This window comes from Mesorhizobium sp. M8A.F.Ca.ET.165.01.1.1 (genome assembly GCF_004792065.1).
GTDB lineage: Bacteria > Pseudomonadota > Alphaproteobacteria > Rhizobiales > Rhizobiaceae > Mesorhizobium.
In genome coordinates this window covers 1-333 of record NZ_SRTH01000154.1, presented here as the reverse complement: position 1 = coordinate 333, position 333 = coordinate 1, and the positions used below count along the sequence as shown (strand labels likewise).

Below are 333 nucleotides of genomic sequence, written 5' to 3'. Positions count from 1 at the left end.
CGCGTGGAGCGCGGCGACTACAATATCGCCGAACTCCATCTCGCCGACGCCATCCAGGCGCTGGTCGAGCGGTCGCGCGAAACCCTGTCGGATGAGCGGACGGCGAAGAATCCATATTGAGCAAGCCATAAGGGGAGGAACAGATGGCAAAGACCGCGAAGAAACCCGCAACCAAGGCCGCGCCGAAAGCCGCGGCAAAGGCATCGGCAAGGCCGGCCGCGAAGGCGACGGCGAAAGCCGCGCCTAAAGTGGCGGCAAAAGCCGCGCCTAAAGCGACGGCAAAGACCGCGCCTAAAGCAAAGGCCAAGCCGGCAAGGAAGCCCAGCATTAAGC

1 protein-coding gene and 1 pseudogene are annotated in these 333 nt (G+C 63.4%); both read left to right on the top strand.

What is annotated here, in order from left to right:
• Positions 1-120 (top strand): annotated as a pseudogene (locus tag EN808_RS37515) (VOC family protein); the annotation flags it as partial.
• A gap of 23 nt (positions 121-143) precedes the next feature.
• Positions 144-333, top strand: a 190-nt coding sequence (locus tag EN808_RS36865) for a hypothetical protein (protein ID WP_210235488.1), incomplete at its 3' end; no start/stop codon positions are given.